The sequence below is a fragment of the Stenotrophomonas sp. SrG genome, from assembly GCF_050031795.1.
GTDB lineage: Bacteria > Pseudomonadota > Gammaproteobacteria > Xanthomonadales > Xanthomonadaceae > Stenotrophomonas > Stenotrophomonas rhizophila_A.
Window position 1 is genome coordinate 1 of record NZ_JBNBBE010001171.1, and the last position, 238, is coordinate 238.

General features: G+C 66.0%; 1 protein-coding gene. It reads right to left on the minus strand.

All coding sequences use genetic code 11. The annotated features are described in order from the left end of the window. Nucleotides 1-238 (minus strand): 2-oxo acid dehydrogenase subunit E2 (locus tag ACQG3P_RS23145; RefSeq protein ID WP_426806352.1); only part of this gene is annotated, 238 nt, incomplete at both ends.

Below are 238 nucleotides of genomic sequence, written 5' to 3' on the forward strand. Positions count from 1 at the left end.
GTCTTCGTACGTCGCCAGGAACTCGCCGAACGTCAGCTGATCGGCGCGCTTGATGCTGGGAACCAGGAGGGCGCGCGTGCCGTCGGGCTTCGGAAGGTCGATCGCGATGCCGAGGTTCACGTGCGCCGGCGCGACGACGGACGGCTTGCCGTCGATCTCGGCGTAGAACACGTTCTGGCTCGGGAACTCCTTGAGCGCGCGGATGATCGCCCACCCTATGAGGTGCGTGAAGCTGACC